At 55.1% G+C, this 22,750-nt stretch carries 18 protein-coding genes and 1 tRNA gene; 6 read left to right on the forward strand and 13 right to left on the reverse strand.

The genetic code is table 11. The annotated features are described in order from the left end of the window. Nucleotides 1-51: 51 nt before the first annotated feature. Both IM700_RS06625 and IM700_RS06630 read right to left on the reverse strand, forming a co-directional pair. Nucleotides 52-1,608 (reverse strand): extracellular solute-binding protein, encoded by a 1,557-nt coding sequence (locus IM700_RS06625; protein ID WP_193415022.1) that lies wholly within the window; start codon nt 1,606-1,608, stop codon nt 52-54. Between the two features lie 118 nt (nt 1,609-1,726). Then, complete coding sequence (locus IM700_RS06630; RefSeq protein ID WP_193415021.1) at nt 1,727-3,235, reverse strand: extracellular solute-binding protein; 1,509 nt, start codon at nt 3,233-3,235, stop codon at nt 1,727-1,729. 134 nt (nt 3,236-3,369) lie between these two features. On the opposite strand from IM700_RS06630, the gene IM700_RS06635 reads away from it, so the two are divergent. Continuing rightward, the gene (locus tag IM700_RS06635; RefSeq protein ID WP_193415020.1) at nt 3,370-5,712 is read left to right on the forward strand and encodes a helix-turn-helix domain-containing protein; all 2,343 of its coding nucleotides are present in this window, start codon (nt 3,370-3,372) and stop codon (nt 5,710-5,712) included. A gap of 124 nt (nt 5,713-5,836) precedes the next feature. Here IM700_RS06635 and IM700_RS06640 read toward each other — a convergent pair whose 3' ends face one another. From IM700_RS06640 to IM700_RS06655, 4 genes are all read right to left on the reverse strand, one after another. Further along, a complete protein-coding gene (locus IM700_RS06640) occupies nt 5,837-6,871 on the reverse strand; it encodes a zinc-binding alcohol dehydrogenase family protein (RefSeq protein ID WP_193415019.1) in 1,035 nt (344 codons plus the stop codon). A gap of 116 nt (nt 6,872-6,987) precedes the next feature. After that, nucleotides 6,988-7,947 carry a LacI family DNA-binding transcriptional regulator gene (locus tag IM700_RS06645; RefSeq protein ID WP_193415018.1) on the reverse strand — a complete coding sequence of 320 codons (960 nt, stop codon included), beginning with the start codon at nt 7,945-7,947 and terminating at the stop codon, nt 6,988-6,990. Next, a complete protein-coding gene (locus tag IM700_RS06650) occupies nt 7,944-9,281 on the reverse strand; it encodes an alpha/beta hydrolase (RefSeq protein ID WP_193415017.1) in 1,338 nt (445 codons plus the stop codon). The genes IM700_RS06645 and IM700_RS06650 overlap by 4 nt, the downstream gene beginning before the upstream one ends. A 161-nt stretch (nt 9,282-9,442) precedes the next feature. After that, a tRNA-Leu gene (locus IM700_RS06655) sits at nt 9,443-9,527 on the reverse strand. Nucleotides 9,528-9,689: 162 nt separating this feature from the next. Between IM700_RS06655 and IM700_RS06660 the strand changes: the two genes are divergently transcribed. Then, nucleotides 9,690-10,118, forward strand: a complete 429-nt coding sequence (locus tag IM700_RS06660) for a YhjD family protein (protein WP_155605074.1) — start codon at nt 9,690-9,692, stop codon at nt 10,116-10,118. A 21-nt stretch (nt 10,119-10,139) separates the two neighbouring features. Here the strand turns inward: IM700_RS06660 and IM700_RS06665 are convergent, their stop codons facing one another. The 4 genes from IM700_RS06665 to xpt form a co-directional block, all read right to left on the reverse strand. Further along, nucleotides 10,140-10,484, reverse strand: a complete 345-nt coding sequence (locus IM700_RS06665) for a carboxymuconolactone decarboxylase family protein (RefSeq protein WP_155605073.1) — start codon at nt 10,482-10,484, stop codon at nt 10,140-10,142. 66 nt (nt 10,485-10,550) lie between these two features. Further along, complete coding sequence (locus IM700_RS06670; protein ID WP_193415016.1) at nt 10,551-10,766, reverse strand: hypothetical protein; 216 nt, start codon at nt 10,764-10,766, stop codon at nt 10,551-10,553. 189 nt (nt 10,767-10,955) lie between these two features. Next, the gene (locus IM700_RS06675; RefSeq protein WP_009222820.1) at nt 10,956-11,288 is read right to left on the reverse strand and encodes a hypothetical protein; all 333 of its coding nucleotides are present in this window, start codon (nt 11,286-11,288) and stop codon (nt 10,956-10,958) included. A 101-nt stretch (nt 11,289-11,389) separates the two neighbouring features. Beyond that, nucleotides 11,390-11,962, reverse strand: a complete 573-nt coding sequence (gene xpt / locus IM700_RS06680) for a xanthine phosphoribosyltransferase (RefSeq protein WP_155605070.1) — start codon at nt 11,960-11,962, stop codon at nt 11,390-11,392. A gap of 1,333 nt (nt 11,963-13,295) precedes the next feature. Here xpt and IM700_RS06685 point away from each other — a divergent pair. Beyond that, the gene (locus tag IM700_RS06685; RefSeq protein ID WP_193415015.1) at nt 13,296-14,342 is read left to right on the forward strand and encodes a YkvI family membrane protein; all 1,047 of its coding nucleotides are present in this window, start codon (nt 13,296-13,298) and stop codon (nt 14,340-14,342) included. Nucleotides 14,343-14,386: 44 nt separating this feature from the next. Here the strand turns inward: IM700_RS06685 and IM700_RS06690 are convergent, their stop codons facing one another. Genes IM700_RS06690 through IM700_RS06700 form a run of 3 tightly spaced genes read right to left on the reverse strand, consistent with a single transcriptional unit; the run spans nt 14,387 to nt 20,071 of the window. Further along, nucleotides 14,387-17,584, reverse strand: coding sequence for an AAA family ATPase (locus IM700_RS06690; RefSeq protein ID WP_193415014.1), 3,198 nt, complete (start codon nt 17,582-17,584; stop codon nt 14,387-14,389). Next, complete coding sequence (locus tag IM700_RS06695; RefSeq protein WP_193415013.1) at nt 17,581-18,930, reverse strand: metallophosphoesterase family protein; 1,350 nt, start codon at nt 18,928-18,930, stop codon at nt 17,581-17,583. The genes IM700_RS06690 and IM700_RS06695 overlap by 4 nt, the downstream gene beginning before the upstream one ends. Before the next feature lie 19 nt (nt 18,931-18,949). Further along, entirely contained in the window at nt 18,950-20,071 is a 1,122-nt protein-coding gene (locus IM700_RS06700) for a glycosyltransferase family 4 protein (RefSeq protein WP_155605066.1), read from the reverse strand. Between the two features lie 166 nt (nt 20,072-20,237). Between IM700_RS06700 and IM700_RS06705 the strand changes: the two genes are divergently transcribed. The 3 genes from IM700_RS06705 to IM700_RS06715 all read left to right on the forward strand — a co-directional run bounded on the left by IM700_RS06705 (nt 20,238) and on the right by IM700_RS06715 (nt 22,612). Next, nucleotides 20,238-21,671 (forward strand): RsmB/NOP family class I SAM-dependent RNA methyltransferase, encoded by a 1,434-nt coding sequence (locus IM700_RS06705; RefSeq protein WP_193415012.1) that lies wholly within the window; start codon nt 20,238-20,240, stop codon nt 21,669-21,671. Between the two features lie 119 nt (nt 21,672-21,790). Next, nucleotides 21,791-21,886 carry a sporulation protein YjcZ gene (locus IM700_RS06710; protein ID WP_193415011.1) on the forward strand — a complete coding sequence of 32 codons (96 nt, stop codon included), beginning with the start codon at nt 21,791-21,793 and terminating at the stop codon, nt 21,884-21,886. Between the two features lie 141 nt (nt 21,887-22,027). Continuing rightward, a complete protein-coding gene (locus IM700_RS06715; RefSeq protein WP_155605064.1) occupies nt 22,028-22,612 on the forward strand; it encodes a DUF2087 domain-containing protein in 585 nt (194 codons plus the stop codon). The last annotated feature ends 138 nt before the right edge of the window (nt 22,613-22,750 follow it).

The raw sequence follows: 22,750 nt of genomic DNA on the forward strand, positions 1-22,750 counted from the left end.
GCCCTAGCTTCATCCAACCTTCTTGATCCTGAAAACCTGACTTTTTGAATTTTAATTAATGGCCGCGTTATATTCCTCGATAATCTTCGAACCGCCCCGACTCTTCCATTGCTCAACCGCTTTCTCGAAGCCGGCCTTGTCGATCTGGCCGTAGATATATTGATAGGTGGCGTCCGTAATCAATTGCTGCAGTTCTACGCCTTTATCCGTAAAGGTTTGCGAATCCAGCGCCGCAGTCGGATCCGGAACGCCTACCTTCACGTTTTCCTTGATCAGCTCTTCAGCATGAATTCGGCCCGGCAGCGTATTATAGCTCTCATACATGCCATTCGTTTCGGCTTCACCGATGACGCTGTCCTTGAACGGCTTCACTTCGCGTTCGATCAATTCCTTATCGTCCGCAACCTTGGCTTTGCCTTCCACTACGGTATAATGTGTGCCTTCAATGCCCCAGTACATCAAATTAGCCACTTCCGGCGTCATCATCTTGTCGAAGAACGCAAGGATCTTCTTGAGCTCCGCTTCATCCTTGACCGCCGATTTCGGGAACAGAATGATATTGTTGTACCCCGGAATCATCCATTGAGCGAATCCACCGTCTGGTCCGGCAACCATGCTGTGCGTATCGAGTACGGCATCTGGCACGTTCTTAATCAAATCCTTATTCAGCGAATCGATATCCTGCATGGACCCGCCGATGTAGAGACCAGCCTTCCCGCTTGTAAACATATTGACGGCATCGGTTTTGCTTGTCGCCGCAAAGTCTTGGTTCATGTAGCCGTTATCCCGCAGCTTCTTGAAGAAATCCATCGTATCGATGTACTGCGGGAACATAAATTCCGGCTGAAGCTGACCGTCCTGCTCGCCCCAGTTATTAGGCGTGCCGAACCAGGCGGATACTGTCTTGAATGCGCCGTAAACCAGTTCGTTTCGGTCCGCGAGGCCGGTCGTATCTTTTTGGCCATTGCCGTCCGGGTCTTTCTCCGTGAAGGCCTTGGCCATTTCAAACAAGTCATCGACATTGGCCGGTGCGGAAAGCCCCAGCTTATCCGCCCAATCCTTGCGGTAAATAATCCCTTGACGCGCCAGCGGTCTGCCGATATAGAGGGAGTACAGCTTCCCCTCCACCTTCGTATTGTTAAGGATTTCCGGTTTCAATTTGTTAAGGTTCGGGAATTCGGTCAAGTAAGGGCCAATTTCCCAAAACTGCCCGTCCTTGATCGCATCTTTCATTTGAATAAACGTGGTCTGGTTTTTGAGGTAGGTCACTTGGGGTAAGGAGCCTGTGGCAAACGAGGTGTTCAGCTTTTCTTCATACGTGTCCGCCGGAAAAAACTGATAGGTCAGCTTCGTGTTCGTCAGCTTCTCCAGCTCGGTTTTGATCGTATCGGGGGGTGTTTCCGACGTATTTAGCGGTAACATAATCGTGATTTCTGTCGGTTTCTCCGCCTCTACAGGCGCGTTCCCGCCGTTGTCCGTGGTGGACGCAGCAGGTTCTGTTGCCGCCGGGCTGCCGCTCCCCCTATTGTTAGCGCTTCCACAACCAGCCAGCACAACGCTAAGTGATAACAGTGCGGTCAGGATGAGGATGAATGATTGTTTCTTCATACCTTTGGACCTCCCATGGTTTGGATTGCTTACCCTTCCACGGTAACCTTCCAAAGGCATAACGGAAACAATCATTTCCTCATAACGGCTACGCCAAGCGGCGGACCTGAACAAATGATTATGGGTGTGATAGCGCATCCTCGAACTCGCGGATGACCGCTTGGCCGCCGCTTTGCTTCCACCGTACTATCTCTTGCCGAAAACCTTCGGCATCGATGCGCCCCAGGATGTAATGGTACGTGGCATCGCTAATGATCGTTGACAGCTCTGCGCTCTTCTCGTCGTACGTCGGCGAGCTGAGCCGGACCGTTGGATCGTCAACCAGGAACGCTTCGTTGTCTTTACTGAGCTGTTCGGCGATTTGAGTCAAATGCTCTTTTTGCGCGACATCCATCAGATTGGGGTTGCCGATATCCGCAATCATCAGCGAATAGAGCGGGTTTACCTCATTCACTCGCAGCTGCGAGGTCTCCTCCGGCAAGATGACCTTCCCGTTTTCTATCTTGTAGTGCCTTCCTTCCAAGCCGTACATCATCAAATTGGCGACATCCTTATCCATCGTCCGGTCGAAAAAGCCCAGCGCGACCTTTAGATCCTGCTCCGTTGGGATCATTTTCTTGGAAAACAAATAAAGTCCATTGAAATTAGGAATCGACCATACCTTGTAACCGTACGGACCATTAATCCGGTTGACCAGGGTGAAATCAGCGTTTGGGTTCATCGCCCGTGCCTCAATGGAGAGGCGTTGTACATCGGTCATGCTTCCGATCAATACGCCCGCCTCACCGCGAATGAACCGGTCGCGCTGCACTTCTTTGCTCGTGAGCGGGAAATCCAGATTGATCAGCTTCTCGTCGTACAGCTTTTTCACATAATTCATCGTATCCATATATTCGTCCGTCATAAATTCCGGAATGACCCGGCCGTCCTCGACTTTCCAATTGTTTGGCGTGCCGAAATAGGAGCTTAACGTCTTGAAGATGCCGTAAACCAGATCGTTCCGGTCCACGATACCTAGTGTATCCTGCTTCCCGTTGCCGTCCGGATCACCGTATGTAAATTGTCTCAACACCTCATAGAGCTCTTCAAGCGTCTGAGGTTCTTCTAAGCCGAGACGGTCCAGCCAATCCTTGCGCAAAATGAGGCCTTGCCGCGAGGACGGACGCTCGGTGTACAATCCGTAGATCTTTCCGTCAACCGCAGCCTGATCCAAAATTTCCGGATCCAGCTTGCTTAAGTTCGGAAACTCTGCCAGGTAAGGTCCGATTTCCCAGAAAACATCCGAGCGGATGGCGTTCTTGACCAGATGGTAATCGGAAAATTTCACGAAGCTGACCTTAGCTAAGGAGTTGGTCGTCAGCCCAGTCATCATTTTGTCGGTATAGACGCCCTCAGGCACCCACCTGAGATCCAGCCGAACCTCGGTCTTCTCCTCGATCTCCGCCACAATCTCCTTGGATGGCGGCTGCGGAAAATGCAGCGGCGCCAATATGGATAAAAAAGGCCGGTCCACGCTTGTCGCCTTGAGCTTCGTTTCCCGGTTCATGCAACCGCCAAGCAAGCAAACGACAATCAGGAGAAGGATAAGCGCGGAGAAGCCGCGCTTCCCGCTTTTTGTACTGAACATTCGTTATAGCCCCCCACATCGAAGAATAATACAAAATGATTATTGCCACACGAGATGATTATTGCTATTATTTGACAGACGCTTTACACTTGAACATAACGACTTCTCATCGATAAGGTCAGGTGCTGATTTTGGTGAAACCCTTAAGCTTCTTAAGCAAACTGATGATTTTTACGATCGCCGTGAGTACACTGCCCGTCCTGTTCATCGGTTCCTTTTCGTATTTGACCTCAACCCGGGAGATCCAAAAAAATGTCAACCAAAGCAAAATGGAGCTGATCTCTCAAATCAACTCCAATGTAGAGCGTAAATTAACGACTGTCAACCAAACCTTAAATCAAGTGGTCAACTCGACCGTACTGAAAAAGGCTCTTCAAAACCCGTTAAGTGAAAGCGATTTCAAACTATACAACGATCTGCGAAACGAAATCCGGAACATGCAGTCCTTCGATACGAAACTGGAGGATGTCGTATTGATCAACCTGCAGCAGGACTGGATGGTAAAGAATTCGGGCTTGTACCGGATGAGTGAGTATAAGGACCGCGAAGGGCTCGAACGGTTGATGAACACGCCTGACGATACCTCCTGGATTTTAACCCCGTCCTCCTGGTTTTACAGCGAGGAGAACGCCAATTCCGCGCCGTGCAGCTACAGCATCAGCCTGATCAAGAAGCTGCCGGTCGCTGGTTTGCACAAGTACGGATTGGCGCTAGCGAACATTCCGGCTTGCAGCCTGCAGGATGTCGTGGCGACCGACAGCGAGCGTCCAGACAGCGTAATCATCGTGAACGAACGCCAGCAAGTCCTGATGCACCCGGATCCATCGCTCATCGGCCGGCAGTTGAAGGAATCCGGATGGGGAGATACGTCCCTGATCGCAGACGAAGCGCAGCCTGCCGGACAATTTCAGACGTTCATCGGCAAGCAGGAATATTCCGCCACCTATTTGCGTTCGCAGTTGAACGGATGGGTATATTTCTCGGTGACCTCCATCGGCAGCCTTACCCGGGAGGCGGGGAAAATCGGGCTTTATACCTTCTATGTTTGCCTGTTGATGCTGATGTTGTCGATTGGTTTGGCCTGGTTCGGTTCGCGTCGAATGTACTCGCCGATCGAGCGTCTTCTGCATCTGATCGGCCGGCGGAAGACCGATATCCGACGGCGTCATGCCAATGAATTTGAGTTAATCGGCGAAGAATATCACCGTCTCTTTCAGTCCAAATCTCAGCTTGAAACAGAGGTACACCAACATATTAGACAGGTGCGTACCTTTTCCTTGATCGAAGCGTATCAAGGGCATTACACCAAACGCCAATTGCTCGAGAAACTTGAACAATACGGCTACAATGAGCAAATCGATGCCTGGCAAATGATGACGGTGTTCACGTTGGCCCTTGATTTTACGGATGATTCGGCTTACGGAAAAAAGGACCTCAACCTGCTCCTGTTCGCCGCGCAAAATATCATTGAAGAGTTGCTTGATCCCCAAAGCCGGTTCGCCCCGGTGATCATGGATCAAACGATTGTGACGTTGATCGGAAGTCCAGACGGGGAGCCCGATTCGTTTCACCAAACCGTGTATGCCTGGACCGAGAAGCTGCAACATGAAATCCATCAGTGCCTGAAGCTGCAAGCCAGCATTGGCTTAAGCTTGCCTTTCCAGGCGATCCATAAGCTGTCCATCGCTTACCGCGAAGGGATTGAGGCGCTGAAATACCGGATTAAGCTAGGCACCGGGGTCATTATTCAATACGAGAACATCAACTCCGGAAAGCATGTGCTGAACGTAAATTACCCGACCCATAAAGAAAATGACTTATTGGACGCGATTAAGCTGGCGGAGGTGGAGAAAGCGAAAGAACTCACTGGACGGCTATTCCATTCCTTATTCGGTCAAGAGCTGTCGCCGCAAGAATATCAAATCCCCTTAACCCGCCTGCTGAACAATCTACTGGTGACGATGCAGGAAGCGGGAATTGCGTTGCATCAAATCCAGCCTACGGGCGGTTCATTGTTTGAAGAGATGCTGGGGTTACATACCAAAGCCGAAATCGAAGATTGGTACTGGACGACGGTCATCCACCCGATGATCCGTATCTTCAACAACCGGCAAAATGCCCAGTACCAGAACATCTCGGAGAAAATCATCGATTTGATCCAACACGAATACGACGCCGATCTGACCTTAGAGGCCTGTGCTGCCCGCCTTCATTACAATGCGAATTATATCAGCAGTATCTTCCGGAAAGAAACGGGGTACTCGTTCAGCGAATACCTCACGATGTACCGGTTCAAGATGGCTAAACTTTGGCTGCGCGAAACGGAAATGCCCGTCAAGGAAATCGCGGCCAAGCTCCGCTACAACAACTCGCAGAATTTCATCCGCTCCTTCCGCAAAGTGGAGGGAATGACGCCGGGGCAGTTCAGGGAGACCGCCGCAACACATTTGCCGGGTAAGGTTCGGGAAACGATCTAGGTCTCTGACAACGCTTCTTGCGCTACTCGAACACAAAACGCCGCGACTAGTCCTGCTAGGCGGCGTTTTCCATGATTATCCCGTATGCTCAGGTGATAGATTCTCTGCCCCTGGTTTGGTATATTTATTCGAAATCTTGCAGCACCACTTTACCCACCGAACGTCCCGTTTCCAGCATCGCATGGGCTTTTCGCAGATTAGCCGCATCAATCGGAGTTAGCTTTTCGGCCACCGTCGTGCGGATAATCCCCCGGTCCACCAAGCCTGCCAGCTCGTTCAGAAGCTTATGCTGCTCGATCATATCAGCCGTTCCGAACATCGGACGGGTAAACATCAGCTCCCATACGAAAGTGACGCTTTTGTCTTTCAGCATTGTCAGATCAAGTCGTTCGTCCGTCTCGACGATCGAGCAGATTTTCCCCTGCGGCGCAATCGCGTCCGCCATGTTCTTCCAGTGCTTCTCGGTACTGTTCAGGCAGAAGATATAATCTACATTCGCAAAGCCAAGTGCCTTCAACTGAGGAACGAATTCTTCGTAATGGTTGAGGATATGATCGGCGCCAAGTTCCTTTGCCCATGCTGCCGATTCCGGACGGGAGGCGGTGCCGATCACCGTAAGCCCCGCATATTTGGCCAATTGGGTCGCGATCGAGCCAACGCCGCCAGCGGCCCCGATGATCAGAATCGTTTTCCCGGAGTTAGCGTCTTCGACGGAAGAAAGGCCCAGACGGTGGAACAATCCTTCCCAAGCGGTGATCGAAGTCAAGGGCAACGCTGCTGCCTGCGCAAAGTCCAGCGTGCTCGGCTTCAGGCCGACGATCCGCTCGTCAACGAGATGGAATTCACTATTTCCGCCCGGCCGCGTGATGCTCCCGGCATAATACACTTCATCTCCTGGTTTAAAAAGCGTGCAATCCGGTCCCGTCTGCTCAACAACGCCGGCCACGTCCCAACCGAGCACTCTTGGCTTGCTTTCCGTCCGGTTCTTTGGCCCCCGTACCTTCACATCTACCGGATTGACGGAGATCGCATGAACCCGGACTAGCAAGTCTTGGCCAGTTGGCGTAGGCTTCTCGATCTCCACATCCAGTAGGCTATCAGGATCATTGATGGGTAAATACTTGGTTAAACCGACTGCTTTCATCTTGTTTCCAGACATTCGATTTCCTCCTTTGGAATTCGTGGATCTTATGTCCGTAAGTATATCGTTATGGAAACCTTTCCGTAAGTACGCACATTCGTGTTATATAGTATCCTTTTTTATACTTATAAAGATTACTTTAAAGGAATAGAAATATACTCGCTGTATTCCGATCTCACCTGTTCGGGGTCCTTATCTTTCGATTCGATATAAAACTGCATGATCTCAAAAGCAGCTTCGAGCTGTCCCCGGTTCTCTTCCGAAGTGAACATACGTACACCCGGAGGCAGCAGTTCCGCACAGCCACTCGTACAAAAGGCGGTCAACTCCAGATCCAGCCCTCGGGAAACGTGAGCCACGAAAGCACCAACGAATTCATTCAGTACCACTCCGCAACCGCCTTGATGCCTCGCCAAAAAATCCGGCAAGCGGTCCGCATTGTCTGCCGTCAGTACGAAAACCGATTCTTCGTTGAGCTGAGCCGCGTCAACAATGGCCTTCACCGTACCCTTGTTAGCAAGTGTATCCAACACAAGAAAGGGCCGTCCACCTCGATCGGCCGTTTGCTCTCTCCATAACTCGAACGCTTGTCGATAATCTATCACGACCTTGTGAAACAAAGGATCATCGATATGGCTATCCAGCAGCACGATCGGTACCCCGATGCTGAAGTGGATCGAGATATCCCGGAACGTTTCCTTCTTCACGCCGGCCAACAGCACCCCGTCTACTTCCCGTTGACGGATGATTTCCGGAGTTGGCTTCTCAGCGTCCATCCCCAGGACGAGCAGGTGATAGCCTGCCTGTTTGCAGAGCTCGTCCATTCGTTCGGCCAGCATGCCGTAATATAGCTTCTTCCATAACCCGTCTTGCTCGCTGCGGCTGAAGAGCAAGGCCACCATACCGGACTTACCGCGGACAAGCGAACGTGCCGTTAGACTTGGGATATAATTCAGCTTGTCAGCGGCTTCGAGCACCCGGCAACGCGTCTCGTCCGTGATCTTCTGATTGTCCACCTTATTCAGAATATAGCTGACCGTCGCCACCGATACCTTCGCTTCACGGGCGATGTCTTTCATCGTCGTTTTTTTCACAGTAAGTCCTCCCACTCCTCTACGATGAACTGAAGGCGAACCGGCGTCGAGGTATTAAACCGTCTATTCGTATCTCTTCGTTCATGAAAACCAAAGCCCCTTGATACTTTCACATCAAATGCCAAATCTCTTGGCAGCAAAAAACATCCCTGATAAAAGCCGTCCCGAACTTTCGGAATTTCGAATCCTGCATGGATTCGAGCGTCTGTCGGAGTTGTCGGCGGAACGGTCACGCTGATTTCAACCCGCACGTCATCTGGCAATTCCGGGACGATCTCGAAGCTCGTCGATCCGGTAAGGTCACGATAACGTACCGCCACCTTGGCCTTCCCTTCGATTCGCGGAGTGACCCTGCCGTTAGAGTCAACCGTTAAAACCTCCGGACGATCCACCGTATAGTCGGCTGCCAGCAAATTCATTTGGAAGCCGGTGTCGTAAGTCACCTTCGGATTCAACTGCCCTTGGAGGCCCTGCAGCCCGATTGTCCCTCTAGCAGCCAATTGCAGGTTATGAGGACGTCCAATCTCGCCGAACAGATACAACAACGGGCAATGCAACCGCCCCGCCCAATCCGCCTGGGAATGGCCGGCCGTCTCATCGAGCAAGAACATCAGATCTTCCCCTGGCTTAAAGCCGACCTCAATCAGTTCGTCGACGAATGCCCGTACATGTCGGGGCATGATTAGCCCTTCCGCTCCGCCGACATCGACCCAAACCCGCAGCTCCGCCGGCTTAACCGGGAAGGAGTGATATAGTTTTTGCTCACGAAGCGGTTCCTGTTTGTTCGTATCGCCTCCTTGTTCATTCACTACTGTATGCACCAGGAATGGCGACATGATCGCCACCTGACCAAAGACATCCGGTCTGCGAAACGCGATATGATACGAGACAATTCCGCCCGCGGACGAACCGATTAATGCGGTATGCTCCCGATCCTTCAAAGTGAGAAATCTGCCGTCGATCATCGGTTTCAATTCCTCAATGAGAAACCGTTCGTACAGCTCACCCTTGCAGGATGCGTGGAACGCTTCGCTTACGCTCGGATGCTTGTGAAAATATTCGGATGCCCGTTGATCCGAAATCGAGGAGACGGCTACGATAATCACTTCTCTCATTTGGCCTTTCCTGCTTAGCCGATCTGCCGTCAGATGCATCTCCCACGAGCCTCCCATCCCATCCGATGCAAACATATGCTGTCCGTCCTGTGCATAAAGCACCGGATACCGGCGATTCATTGCTTCTTCATAAGAAGGAGGCAAATAGACGTAAATATCCCGTTTGTTGTTCAACAGCTTGGAGTAAACGTTGGAAAGTGTGATGATTTCGGCGCTCATTCGATAACCATCCTCCTATGGGTCAATACCACTTAATCGTTTAAGTTAAGTTGATATTAGTTCAGCCTTCAACTTTTGTCAACGAGATCCGCTACGTACAAAAAACAAAAAAGCTCTTCATTCGCCGTAGGCGAATCAAGAGCTTTCTATGGATAAATCGATGCGGTCGAGAGGACTCGAACCTCCACGGGGGGTTAGCCCACACGGACCTGAACCGTGCGCGTCTGCCAATTCCGCCACGACCGCAAAATGGTTATCGTGCAAAAATCATATTTTGCAGCGACAAGATAGATCATACCATGCGCTGCATAGAGAAGTCAATGTAAAACTTTCAAGATACACCCTTGATTAAAAACACGAGCCTGGGGTATGATAAGAACATAAGTTCGCATAAAGAGGTGTTGACCTATGGCCGTTCCCGGCATTAAGGAAGAGGAACTATCCCTCATTAAGAGCGCGTTACTGCTTGGTTTTTTGCAAAAAGTGTTTCAACGCGATGCCCGAATTCTCGAACAAAGCGGGCTGCTGAAGAGCCCCGAAGCTTACGTCGACCTCATCCGCGGCGGCGAACGTCGCGTTGCGCTTGTTCTATCGGAAATACACGGTAAATTCCGCGAGCGGAACATCGAAATCGAGCGGATCCACCAGGATGAGAACGGGATTCAGGCCGAATACCGCTGCCGAGGGTATCACGGGAAGATGCGGATATTGTGGGCTGGCCTACAAAGGGAGGTGTCCTCCCGGATGCGCGCATATTTGACTGGCAGTACCCCAGCGCCTAGCTCACCCCGGGAGCGAACAGACAAAAGGAACCTCAAGGCGCATCCGCTTCCTTAAGGTTCCCTTCTCCGGATAAATCTATTGAACTGGCGGGACGCTCAACGCTTCCTGCACCCGAGTGACGCCTTGGGATAACGCATTCCCGGCCAAGGCAGCCGAAGCGACGGCGACCGTCTCGAGAATCTCCGCATCGGTCGCCCCCTTGGACTTCGCCTCCTCGGCATGGTAGAACGTGCAAATTTCGTTGTTCGTCGAAAGCGCGACCCCAAGGGCAATCAACTGCTTCGTCTTGGCATCCAGTGTACCACTCGAGAGGCTTTCGCCGGTAAACGTATGGTACGCTTCGGTTACCTTCGGCAGGGCTTCCCCGAATCGGTTAATTTCGTCCTTGTAAGCTCGTATTTTCTCGCTGACCTGCGACATGCGAAACATCCTTTCCTAGCTATTGTACCCGCACTTATACGATGTCCCGCCCGGTCAAAAATATGCTTAATCCACCGGCGAAATCCGTGGCTCCTTCGCAGGCTGGTAAATGTAATTACGATCGAGCTTGACCACGTTGCGGTTCGGTTTGCGGACCAACACATGCGTGTCGTCCCAAGCCACTACAATCCCCCGCACGTCGTTCTCCGGAATACCGTCGCGTACGACGCGAACCTTTTCTCCGGACAGCCGGTATTGGTCCAATGTTTCGTCTGAAATCATACGAATACGTCCACCTCCTGGATTTCATTATACAATAGTTGGGGGTTAGGTCCATGATGAGCCTGCTCCGTGCAAAAAAAGCCCCGCCGGCGAACCAGCGGGACTTCGTGATGACTTATGGATGCCTAAAGCAACCGGTGCGGTACCGGATCTAGATCTGGCCGCATACGGAAACCGTACAGTTCCCTCTTATCGAGAAGCATGTTCTCGGCTGTCATTCGTTTCGAACCAGAAATCAAGCACTTTCGCCGACATGACTCTCTGTTCCAAATACCCTACCTGTTGCGGACTGAACTGTTCCTTCCAGGGCACATCAAGCTCTTGGCACAGCCCGGCTATCGTCAACAATTGCGACCATGCTACATAGCGTTTGTACCAGAAAAACTGAGGATGTTCAAGCATATAGGGATAAAGGTCATCAAACTCGGTATGTTTGCAATCCAGGGCACGTTCAAAAGTAACCTTCGCTTCGGACAATTTCGAAAGAAAAAACTCCGCGTCTACTGCCAGTTCTTTCCCCATTCTTTAAGCCTCCTCTCCCTAGTAATCCTCATTATAGCGAAAAAAAGGGGGCCTGCAAAGGATTAACCGAAATTTGGCTGGTTTTTCTTCATTCGTTTGTCCTAGTCAACGAACGTAATCCGGCCGCCTTCCAGAGATGCGATACGCGCCAGCGTTTCAAGCCGAATGCCTTGCTCGCGAATCGCTTGAGCGCCGGGTTGAAAGCATTTCTCGATGACGATTCCCGCTCCCACCAGTTCCGCGCCGGATCGGGCGATGATTCGGATCAATCCCCGAGCGGCGTCACCGTTGGCGATAATATCGTCGATAAACAGCACTCGATCCTTCTCCCCAAGGAAATCACGCGATACCAGAATATCCGTGACGATGCCTTTCGTAAACGAAGGCACCCGCTCGCAAAGCATGTCCGGCTCCGCAAGCAGCGTCTTCTTCCGCCGCGCGAACACGAGCGGCACACCCAGCTCATAAGCGGTGGCGAACGCCACGGCGATCCCCGACGACTCGACGGTGATGACGCGGGTAACCCCTTGATCGCCAAACCGTTTGGCGAATTCCTTGCCCATCTGCATCGTCAGTTGCGGATCGACCTGATGGTTAAGCAATCCGTCAAGCTTCAGCACTTGGTCTGAGACGATAACCCCTTGCTCTACGATCTTTTGTTTTAATAACTCCATGTGATTTCCTCCACAGATCAAGATCAATATTTCCGTTCAAAAGTCTGTTTCAAGTGTTCCTGAGGTTTGGGTAAACATGCGCCGGAGCGGAGCGTAACGGAACGTAACGCCCTTATTTGCACATTTCCCGGATATTTCCCGCTGTAACGGAACACAGAGACCTTATTAGGCCATTTTAACGGTCAACGAGCAAGAAATCCCCCAAATAGGATCTCCTCGTTCCGTTAGAATGTGAATCCGCCTATTCTCCGGTCAATAACGTCTCTGGGTTCCGTTAGGTTGACGAACTCCATGATTCCACTTCGTATCGAAAGACGACTTTTTGGACGACCGGTTCAATAGAGGTCCAAAAAGGCGGCTTTCGAGCATCGAGAAGGTTGGATGAAGCCAGGGACTGAGTAGCGGAGCGTAGGCAGACCTACGTGAGCAACGGAAGGCCCGGCTGAATTCAAGATTCGACGTCGAATTAGCTCCATGATTCCACTTCGTGATCGAAAGACGACTTTTGGGACGACCGGTTCAATAAAGGTCCAAAAAGGTGGCTTTCGAGCATCGAGAAGGTTGGATGTAGCTAGGGACTGAGTAGCAGAGCGTAGGCAGACCTACGTGAGCATCGGAAGGCCCGGCTGAATTCAAGATTCGACGCCGAGTTAGCTCCATGATTCCACTTCGTGATCGAAAGACGACTTTTGGGACGACCGGTTCAATAAAGGTCCAAAAAGGTGGCTTTCGAGCATCGAGAAGGTTGGATGAAGCTAGGGACCGAGTAGCAGAGCGTAGGCAGACCTACGTGAGCAACGGAAGGCCCGGCTGAATTCAAGATTCGACGCCGAGTTAGCTCCATGATTCCACTTCGTGATCGAAAGACGACTTTTGGGACGACCGGTTCAATAAAGGTCCAAAAAGGCGGTTTTCGAGCATCGAGAAGGTTGGATGAAGCTAGGGACCGAGTAGCGGAGCGTAGGCAGACCTACGTGAGCAACGGAAGGCCCGGCTGAATTCAAGATTCGACGTCGAGTTAGCTCCATGATTCCACTTCGTGATCGAAAGACGACTTTTGGGACGACCGGTTCAATAAAGGTCCAAAAAGGCGGCTTTCGAGCATCGAGAAGGTTGGATGAAGCTAGGGACTGAGTAGCGGAGCGTAGGCAGACCTACGTGAGCAACGGAAGGCCCGGCTGAATTCAAGATTCGACGTCGAATTAGCTCCATGATTCCACTTCGTGATCGAAAGACGACTTTTTGGACGACCTCATTATTAGGTTTAAGTCATGTCCCGTTGTTGGACAACATACCCTGTACTATATATAGCACAAGAACCGGGGGGAAAACCATGAAAAATGCCGTAAAAGTTCTGCAGATCGCTTTTACCTATATCGGCACCGTCGTTGGCGCCGGTTTTGCGACGGGACAGGAAATTCTCCAGTTTTTCACCCGGTACGGCAAATGGGGCGTCTTGACGATCCTATTGTCGACAATGCTGTTCGTATGGCTCGGAACTAAAATGATGCTGCTCGCCCGCGACATCAAAGCCGCTTCCTACGAGGACCTGAACCGCCGTCTCTTCGGCGAAAGGATTGGCCGGGCGTTGAGTTTATTCACTTTGATCGTGTTGATCGGCGTTAACAGCGTGATGCTCGCGGGTGCCGGCTCCGTCTTTATGGAGCATTTGGGGCTTCATTATCAGACAGGCCTATGGATCACCCTGATTTTCACCTATTTACTGTTGGGACGAGGGATAAACGGGGTGCTGCAGTTGAACTCCATCGTTGTGCCGATGATGTTAATCCTGTCACTTGCGATCATATCAAATACCGCCGGTACCCCGGGAGCAACCCGTTTTCTGACGATGGAGACCGACTCCGCGCTGATCGCCGCCTGGGCGGCGCCGTTGATGTATGCCGCGTTCAACCTGTCGATGGCCCAAGCAGTGCTCGTGCCCATCGGCAGCCACACCGAAAGCCGTCGCGTCATTGTTCTGGGCGGCGTTCTCGGCGGTCTGGGGGTTGGTTTTATGTTAATGGCCGGTCATTTTGCTTTGTCGGCCTACATGCCGGGGATCGTACAGTATGAAATCCCGATGGGCAGCATCGCTCAGCAGCTCGGGACAACCATCCAGCTGATCTATGTCCTGCTTATTTTCATGGAAATCTTCAGTACCTTCGTCGCCGATGTTTATGGCGTGACCCTCCAGCTGCAGCAGCGGATCAAGGTGCCCCCCATGCTGATATCGGTCACGATTTTGTTTATCTGTTATATCACCAGCCAGTTCGGCTTTAGTTCCCTACTGTCCGTGCTGTATCCTGTGTTTGGCTTGTTCAGTTTGTTATGGGCGCTGATGCTGGGCTTATATCGGCAAAAAGAAACCCCCAGAGGCTAAGCCCCGAGGGTCTTCTGGCAACCGCGGCTCCCTGTGTGTATCTCCTACATCCGCACGATGTTCGCAGCCGGTAGCAGCGTTTGAACTCGCCGGACAACATGCTCGTGGCAAGTCATCATCATAATCTGCTGGCGATCGGCAACCTTACGCAGTACCGACAAGGCCCCTTCAAGGCGGCCTTCGTCAAAGTTAACGAACAGATCGTCCAGCAATAATGGCAGCGAGCCTTGCCCCGACACGGCTTCGGACAAGGCCAGCCGCATCGCCAGGTACAGTTGTTCCGCCGTTCCCCGGCTGAGGAGCGTGCTCTCGAGCGGCCCAAGTTCCGTATGCTCGGCCATCAGCTCCTGGGTGCCCATTTTCATGACGATGCGCCGGTAAGTGCCGCCGGTCATTTCCGCAAAGTACCCCGAAGCCGCCTGAAGCACCGCTGGCTGTCGCTCTTCTTCATATACCCGGCGCGCACGGCCGATCAGCTCATGGCAAACGGCCATGACCGCATACTGATCGAGACGGTCGCTAAGGGCTGCCCGCTGTTCCTCCAACTGCTGTACGAGATCGTCCCGCCGGCAGCGGGCTGCTAAATTTTCCTGCTCCTGCAGCAGACGTCCTCGCTTCTCCTGCAGTTGCCCCAGCAACACTTCCGCTTGCTGCAAATCCTGCTCCGACATCTCCAACTGCTGCCGGAGCTCTAATTCCTCCATCGTTTGCAAAAGCCGCTCCAGCTCGGCTTGCTTGGCTTCGTCAAGTCCAGCGAACAACATCAATTCCAATTGACGCAGATCGCGTTCCAAAGCATCTCGCCGTTCCCGAGCCGCGTCCAGGCGCAGCAGTTCCTCGCCGTCTCCAGCGCCGGCTTCGGCGAGCAGAGCTTGCTCCGATTCAAGCACCTGGTACAAACGATCGTCCAAGCGCTGCCCCTCTTCCTCCAGCGGTTGCAGCTTGGCGGATAGCTGGTCCAGTCGGCTTTTCTCTTCGATGGCGCCGTTCAGCCGGGCCAATGCTTCCCGCAGAACCGTAACTGCCTGATCAGGTTTCCCTTCGCTTCCATAAGCCAAGCATTCCTGCTCAAACTGCTCGTTTTCCTGCCGCAAGGCCGCCATCTTGGCCGTCAGTCCATCGAACCGGGTTAACCCGTCCCGCCCTTGCTCCGCCAAGCGGAACACGTCCGACGCTGCCTCCGGGGATAGATCAGCGGACAATCTCCGCTCGACCAACCAGGCCTCCCACTCTCTCGCCAGCTCGTCAAAGTCCGCTTCGCGCCGGGACAACTCGCGCTGGGTAGCCGCAAGCTCGTCCTGGACTGCGGATGCCTGTTGGAGGGCGACGTCCGCCTGGCCCTCCAACGCGGCGTGGCGCTGATCCCACAGCAGCCACGCCTCCATCAGCCGGCGCAGCTGCCGCTCCTCTTCGTCCCAGTCCATCGGACCGGACGAAGGGGCGGCCCCGCTGCGCGACCGGGAAGCGGCCGCGGCGCTTTGCGGATGGCGGACGAGCCGGGACAGCAGCGCGCTAAGGCGCGCTTCCGGGCCGGCGTCGTCTCCGGCGCCGAGCGCGGCCGAACCGCGGCGCAGCCGCCGCTCGCCGGCAGGCGGCGCGCTGCGGAAGGCGGCCAGCGCCAGGGCGGCGTCCAGGCCGAGCAGCGCGGCTGCCGCGGCCACGGCGCCCCACGGCGCCTCCGCCGTGAGCCACAGAATGACGGGCAACGCCACCGTCAGCACGCCGCTCCCGGCGAGCAGCTTGCGGTACAGCGCCCGCATCTGTGCCGCGGCCAGCGCCCTGGCGTCCGCCGCCAGCTGCTCGGATGCCTGCCGGCCCGCGCCCTCCCGCCAGCGGTCCATCTCGCCGCGCAGCTCGCTCCAGAGCGCGCGGATTTCGTCCGGCTGCTGCGGGACGAGCATGGCGAACTGCCGCCGCCCCTCCGCGGCGCTGGCCTCAACCCGGGCGACCGCCGCCGCGCCGGTCTTCTCCGCGGTTGCCGCGGCCCGTTCCAGCTTGGCACGCTCGCTTCGCAGCAGCTCCATTTCCTTGTCGTACGCGGCAAACCGCGCCGCAAACCGGCGAACGCTCTCCCGTTCGCCCACCGTTCCGGCAAAAGCGCGCAGCTCCTCCGCGCCCCATGCCGGATTAATGCTGCGCAGGCACTCGGCCAGCCGCCGCTCGAGCTGGAGCGCTTCCGCCGCCAGCTCCGCAAACTCGCCCTGCCGTGCCTCGTAGCCCGGCAGGCGGCCGGCCAGCTGCCGCAGCGCCGGCTCCTGCGCCAGCACCGCCGCATCCGGGCGGTGCCGCGCCAGCTCCGCCTGCAGCGCCTCCCGCCGCCGGGCCCATTCGCCGCGCTCCAGCGCCAGGCGCTCACGCTCCGCTTGCAGCGCCTGCCAGCGCGCCGCCCCCTGCGCGGGGAAGCGGGCGACCGGCGGCAGCGCCGCCAGCTCCGCGCGGATGGCCTCGCGCTGCAACCAATCGGCCCGGCTGGCCGCCGCCTTCTGCAGGCGGGCGGTTTCCCGGCCCCTCGCCGCGCGAGCCGCTTCGGCTTCCGCCAGCTGCGCCGCCAGCCGCTCCAGCTCCTCCAGCACATCGTTGTACCGCGGCAGCAACGCTTTAGCCGCCTCTGCCTCGCGCTCCAATCGCTCTACCGTTTGAAGGAGCTGGGCGATTTCCTGCGTCCGTCCGCGCGGCCGATAGAGCTTGTCCATGTCCTGGACTAGTCTTTTCTCCCCGCGCAGCACCGCAGCCCCACCGCCGATACCCGCGTGAAATAGGTATCGGCTGAGCTCCTCCGACTGCAAAGCTCCCACTTCCTGCAGCTCGGTCAACGACACGGCAAACAGCTGCTTGAACATCGCTTTCGACATGCCTCCGAGCAGTTCTCGCTGCATCTCCTCCTGCGTTGCTTCCCGCACTTCCCCGTTCGCATCGCTGCGCGTGATCCGCAGCCGATCCCCGCGTGTACCGGGTAAATTCCGACCCTCCGGCGGCTGCGCGTAACGCTCGATCAGCCAACGGGCCCCGTCATCGCCAAGAACCGTCAACGCTCCGCCGTGCGCTCCGCCCCGAAGCGGCTCGTAACGCTCGGCGGCCAATGCCCGAGAAGGAATGCCAAACAACAACGCTCGAACGAAACCGAGCAGCGTGCTTTTTCCCGCCTCGTTGGGACCGTACAACACCGTCACTTGACCGGGAAGCTCTACGTCCAGTCCGTTCAGGCGACCAAAGCCGCTGACCTGCATGCGTTCCAGCTTCATGAAGCCCCTCTCCCTTCTCGCGGAAACGGCGTATCCTCGTTCAGCAGGGCAGCCGCCAGTTCTTCAGCCCGTCGCAGCAGGTCCTGCTTGGCCTCCGGATCCTGCTCCTGCAGCAGCCGCCGCAGTTGACGATTGTCCGAGAGCGGTGCCAGCGCAGCACGAACTAGTTCATCCACATATTCGGGTTCCGCCGACGTTCGCTCACCCAGTCGAAATAGCTCGCCGAGGAAGCTGTCCTCCGCCATTAGGCCCTCGCGATCCAGCTCCACCCCGGTCTCGAGCTTGAAGCCTGCCGGCCAAACGATCCCTTCCCCTGGCATCAAGCCCCCCGCATCCGCCGCAGCGAAGCCGGCTTCCTCGAGCCGTCCGCTTTCCTGGCGCCGCAATTCTTGCAGCAGCTCGGCTGCTTCCGGCCCGGACTGCAGCAGCGTATGCAGCGGTCCCCGTCCGGTGAACGTGAGACGAGCCACCGTGATTCGTCCAGGCTCGGCTTCCCGCAGCTCGTCCAGCCATTCTTCTACGCTTCCCTTCCAAGCTTCTTCGGTGGTCAACCCGTCAATCGAAAGTCGGCTTTCCATCCATAGCACTTGATCAAGTCTCCGAAACGTTAACCGAGCTTCCCCGTTCTCCGCCACATCTACAAGATAACAGCCCTTCGGGCCGGTCTCCTTGAGGCTGCGACCTTGGATGTTGCCAGGGTACACCACCCACGGCGACTCGCAAAGAATCTGCCGCTTATGGATATGACCCAGCGCCCAATAGTCGTAACCCGAGGCCTCTAGATCGCGGAGCGAGCACGGCGCGTAAGCGTCATGCCCCTCTTGACCGTCCACGTTTCCATGCAGCAGCCCGATGTGATAGAGCACCGAACCCGGCTCGCGCCGATACTGCAACGCCAGGTTATCATGTACTGCCGGAGTCGGATAAGAAGTCCCGGTCAGCACCGCTACCGGCTCCCCATCGTGCCGCCTTACTGCGGTGACGCTTTCCGCGCGGGGACCAAACTCATAAACATGCCCAGGCAGCGCCAATCTTAGCCGTCTACCAGATAAGGGATCATGGTTCCCCCGAATCATATAGACCGGGATGCCATGCTCCCCCAGCTTGTCCCAGCCTTCGCGCAAGCGTAGCTGCGCACGCAGTGAGGAGTCCGAAGCATCATAGATATCCCCGCTGATCACGACAAAGTCGACGGCTTCCTCAATCGCAAGCCGGACCAACCGGTCAAAGGCGGCGAAAGTGGATTCCCTCAATAACCCGCGCAGCCGATCCGGCACGCCGGACATCCCCGAAAAGGGGGTATCCAGATGCAAATCGGCCGCGTGAAGAAAACGAAAGGCTTTCATTCGTGCAACAACTCTTTCCTTATTTGAATTGCAAGTACAGCTTCTTCAATTCATGTACAACCCGGTTTAACGAGTATTGGGCTTTGGCTTTCTCCGACCCGCTGCGGGCCAGCTGATAGCGGTAATCCGGATCCATGATGACCTTCTCCAACGCTACGGCCAAAGCTTTCGAATCTTCAGGCGGGACCAGGAGACCGTTCACGCCGTCCTCGATTTGCTCGGCAATCCCGCCGATCTCCGTCCCGACGAGCGCTAGGCTGCAGAGCGCCGCTTCGGCGAACACCGAACCGAAGGCTTCCGCCCGCGACGGCAGCACAAAAATATCAAAGAATGGCATGAATTCCTCCGGATGCAGCGTGTACCCGTAAAATATCGTCTCATCATAAATGCCCAGACGCTGCGCCAGTTGCTCCAGCTCTTGGCGGATCGGACCGTCGCCGATGATATGCAGCACATAGTTATGTCCGCGTCTTTTCAACTCCGCGCAGGCCTGCAGCAACGTATCCAACCCTTTGGCCGGCACGAGGCGGCAGACCGTGACCAACTGGGCGACTTCATTATCATGGGGGATCGGCTTAAACCGTTTCTCGTCAAACCCGTTTGGAATAATGCCGATGGCTGCGGCATCGTCCACATAAGGCGTCAAGTAATCGGCAAAAGATTGCGAGACGGTATACATCCGGTCGGCGCGATGCTCCAGCTCGCGGTACAACGAAGTAAGAAACCGGTGCTCCGGCCCGTTCTCCCGGATGCGACCGTTCAAGATGAGTTCTTTTTCATAACTAGAGTGAATGCTTTGGATGACCGGGGTTTGCGGAAACACTTCCTTCATCGCTAGTCCCGCGATCGGATGATGGGCATGGATCACATCGTAAGGCTGCTTCAACCGAAGCTTCGTCCACCACAAGTAGTCGCGATAGGTTTGAACGTATTTTTGCACGATCGGGCTCTCCCCGTACTGCTGCCAATCAAAGGTATGAAAAATAACGGGATCGCTCCCCTTCGAACGGATCCGTTTCGGCAGTGAAAATAATTCCATCTCCCAATGGGGAGGATTAAACCGGTCTTGCAGGTACGGAATCATCGACGATACGCCCCCGGGTTGTTCCGGCGGGAAAAATAAAGCCTGCAGCAGTTTCATTGAGGTTCTCCTTTGCATGTCGTTTACGATTGTGCGATAAAACCCGCTTCTTTTTCCATTATGCCATAGGCAAGAAGGAACATCCATTCCCCTTTTGAGAATAAAAAGCGATATGATAAACTGCTGAAGTGACGGATAATCCGTTTATTCGGAAGGAGCAGCAATCATGACCATTCCATCCCTGCCGGCCGCTTATCAGGAAGCGGTGACGGCCATGCTCGGCCCGGCCGAAGCGGAGGCCTTTCTCGCAAGCTATGCCGCCCCTCGCGCCTACGGACTGAGACTGAATACACTGAAAATGAACCCGTCTTCTACGGCAGCAAGCAAGCTCGCGGAGCTATTTGATTTGCGTCCGGTGCCTTGGTGCGGGACGGGCTATTATTACGAAGAGTCGACCCGGCCGGGCAAACATCCCTACCATGCCGCTGGACTCTATTATATTCAAGAGCCGTCCGCGATGTCCGCCGTGGAGCTGCTGGATCCGCAGCCCGGTCAAACGGTGCTGGATCTGGCCGCCGCCCCCGGGGGAAAAACGACCCAAATCGCTGCAAAAATGGCCGGACAAGGCCTGCTGATCAGCAATGAGATCCATCCGCAGCGGGCGCGAATCCTGGCAGAGAACGTCGAGCGCCTCGGCATCCGGAACGCCGTCGTGACACAGGCAGCGCCGCCGGCACTGTCGGCTCGCTTTCCGCTCGCCTTCGATCGCATTATGCTGGACGCTCCTTGCTCGGGCGAGGGCATGTTCCGCAAGGATCCCGAGGTGATTCGCGAATGGTCGCCGGATTCGGTGGAGTTATGCGCCGCACGGCAGTGGGACATCCTGCAGGACGCCGTGGCGATGCTGAAACCCGGTGGCCGCCTTGCCTACTCTACCTGTACGTTTAATCGCCGAGAGAACGAGGATACCATCGCTCGCCTGCTGGCGGCGTATCCTTTCCTGCGTCTGATCGCCGAGAAACGAATCTGGCCGCACCGTGAGCAGGGCGAAGGCCATTACGTCGCCCTGATTGAGCGGGATAATGCGGAAAAGGACGGCACGATGGACCCCGGCAGTGCCGGACGCGCAGACACCGGACGCAGCAATGTGCGCGATCGTGGACGTGCCGCCCGTGGGGGTCGCTCCGGCCCAGCGGAACGTAGCGCCGCTGCTGCCTTAGAAGGCTTCCGCGCTTGGGCGGCGGACGAGCTCCCGGCTTTCTCACTTCCCGTCGGAGGCACCCCGCTTCTGTTCGGCGAGGCGCTATACCTCCTGCCGGCTAGCGAAGGCTTGGCGCTAACGGCGGAACACCTGACCGGCCTGAAGGTCCCACGCGCCGGGCTGCACCTCGGCGATGTCCGCAAAGGCCGGTTCGAGCCCGCTCATGCGCTAGCTATGGCGCTTAACGCCGCCGAAGCCGCCCCGCGAGTATGGACGCTCGGCGAGGATTCTCCCCTCGCCGCTGCCTTCCTGCGCGGCGAGACGCTGGAGGTGCCAGCAACGTTACGCGGCTGGCACCTCGTGACCCTCGCCTGCGGCGAGGGCCAATACCCGCTGGGCTGGGGCAAAGCCAGCGGCGGACAGCTGAAGAACCACCTGCCCAAAGGCCTTCGGCATTAGGCACCCCGCCCAATCTATCCAATGTGGACATTAGTCCAGACCGCGCCCTCCCAGGCAGCATACAATACACTATCTCGTGATCAACGGGAAACCTATCCTGATGTAAGGGAGGAATAACAATGGGTGAAATCTACGGAGGAGGCTTCACTTCAACGGGAGCTATTTTGGTGCTGTTCATCTTGCTCGTTATCGTTTCCCGTACCCTTTTGGTTTAATGCCACGACATGCCTGAAAAGCGGCTGGAATCCTGCATGGATTCCACCGCTATTTTTTTTGCCTCCCTTGACAAAGGAAACCAGTGCATGGAATAATACGATCATCTAATTATACAAATATCGAATTAGTGAGGGATCAGAATGCAGCTGGACCGGTTGGTCAATTTCCACAAAGCGGTGGGCGATGTCACTCGTATCCGCATTATCGCACTGCTACAGAACGGCCCCCTCCATGGTCAGGCCCTAGCGGGGAAACTTGGGGTCACGCCGCCGACGATCACGCATCACATGACCAAGCTGCGAGAAGCCGACTTGGTGTACGAGCGCCGTGATAAGAATACGATCTATTTTTACCTGAACGAAAAAAGCCTTGCCCTTCAGGCTCAAGCGATCCTGAATATCGGCAAGGCGCTCCCAGCGGCCGAGGACAAACACGAAGAAGCGGCGCGTAAAGCCGCGGTGCTGGACAACTTCTTCAACAAGAACGGCACTTTGAAGCATCTGCCGGCCCAACGCAAGAAAAAGCTGATCGTTCTTGAACGCCTCGTCAAGGGGTTGGAACCGCACCGCAAGTATAAAGAGAAAGAAATCAACGAATACATTCTGAATTACCACGAGGATTACGCCACGATCCGCCGCGAGTTTATCATGAACCATTTCATGTACCGCGAAAATGACATTTACGAGTTGAACCCGCCGGAGCTTTGGGGTAAGAGCTCATCCTAATCGCAAGCGGATTGTGCCGGTCAAGCAATGAGGCATCGCTTATCGCCTCGTTGCCTTTTTTTGCCCACTAAATTAGATGATCATTTAATTAGATAGTTATAACACTACTGTTGTTTTCTCTGAAAAGGAGTGATCTCA

Source organism: Paenibacillus rhizolycopersici (assembly GCF_014947195.2).
Classification (GTDB): domain Bacteria; phylum Bacillota; class Bacilli; order Paenibacillales; family Paenibacillaceae; genus Fontibacillus; species Fontibacillus rhizolycopersici.